This window comes from Amphibiibacter pelophylacis (assembly GCF_037688875.1).
Classification (GTDB): Bacteria; Pseudomonadota; Gammaproteobacteria; order Burkholderiales; family Burkholderiaceae_C; genus Amphibiibacter; species Amphibiibacter pelophylacis.
The window spans coordinates 1-1,282 of record NZ_JAWDIE010000042.1 but is presented as its reverse complement, the minus strand read 5'-3'; the positions used below and the strand labels follow the sequence as shown (position 1 = coordinate 1,282).

General features: G+C 54.0%; 2 protein-coding genes and 1 pseudogene. All 3 read right to left on the bottom strand.

Annotated elements, in window-relative coordinates; all coding sequences use genetic code 11:
* The coding region (locus RV045_RS14300) for a hypothetical protein (RefSeq protein WP_423236465.1) at positions 1-408 on the bottom strand (408 nt) is incomplete at its 3' end.
* Between the two features lie 192 nt (positions 409-600).
* Entirely contained in the window at positions 601-915 is a 315-nt protein-coding gene (locus RV045_RS14295) for a hypothetical protein (RefSeq protein WP_423236464.1), read from the bottom strand.
* A 174-nt stretch (positions 916-1,089) separates the two neighbouring features.
* Positions 1,090-1,282, bottom strand: a pseudogene (locus RV045_RS14290) (hypothetical protein); the annotation flags it as partial.

Here is a 1,282-nt window from a genome sequence, read left to right as displayed (position 1 = left end):
TTCGGTGATGTCCACCTTCTTGGCCTGGATGCCGATATCGCCCTTGGGCGCCAGCACATCGCTGCCAGTCTGCGTGTAGGTCTGACCGGCCTGGATGCTGACGCTGCCGCCCGTGCTGCCGATGACGCTGCCTGCGGCGGTGTCACCGGCCTGCTTCTGGGCGCTGCTCTGGCTGCGCGTACCGAGGGTGAGGCTGAGGCCTCCGCCGCCCAGCAGGCCGCTGCTGCGTTTGCTGTAGTCGCTGCTGGAGGCGTTGTTTTCTGTCGCGGCTGTGATGTCCACATTGCGGCACATCATCGCCAAGATCAGGCCTTGCAGCAGTCCTTTGATCTGGCGCAGCGACAGTCCGAAGGGAATTTTGAACGTAACAAAGTACTGGATGGTGGCGTCGAAGTGCTTGAGGGCCATCCGTTGTAACCGTCTGACGCTGCGTACCAAGCCATGCCAAGATCAAGCCAGACGGTGATCGAACCGTGCTGTCTGAGCGCGAGGTCGTAGGCGGACCAGTTGGCAGTGCGGTACCTAGGCTGGGACGGTTTACTCATGGATCCAGGTTACCAGATTCAGGTAGCCAGGTTCAGAGGGTTGTGAAAAAATCCGTTACAGCCATACACCAGCGTCATGCAGCATTTGCCACACCCATTGCCTTCCGTTTGGTTCTTTCAGCAGACTACGAATGGTGTTCTTTTTTTGCCCTAATTTCCACCAGCGAAGATGGGGATTCAGAGAGGGCATTGCGTCGTCCAGCACGGTTAACGCCCTCTTACCCCAATACACCCACATCAGCTCGGCCATCCACACGTCACCGTCAAGCTCCTTGAGCAGTTGATCAAAATGTTCAGTTTTGCAGCGAGGGCGATCAGACATCACTGCTCGCGCGGCTTCTTCATTTATTTCGTCTGTAAGCACTGTCATGGCCTCCCCCCCATAGAGCAATGTAGCAGGTGGCTTAGGCGACACCTTAACGTTAGTGACGATCGTATCGTCAAAGGAAACGCATCAAAAGTCCCGTTTCAGCGAAAAATTATCACGCAAGTGTCTGTTTTTAAACAGTTCTATTTTTGAAAAAGTGGGTTTTGAGGCATTTCCTTAAGATTGACGCGCTGGCTCGTCTTTTTCCAAGATGTGAAGCTCGAATTTTTGAGCTTCTATCGAAATAGAAACCGAGGACGAGAAACCGTGCAAACTGCCTTCAAAGGTGTACTTAACTAGACCATCAATTCCAGAGCCTTCGTAATTTGCGGCATCCAGCGCATCGCTGGTCTTGACGGCCGCCATTGCC

Coding starts and splice junctions, on each gene's coding strand:
- RV045_RS14295 (WP_423236464.1), bottom strand. CDS start 915: ATGACAGTGCTTACAGACGAAATAAATGAAGAAGCCGCGCGAGCAGTG.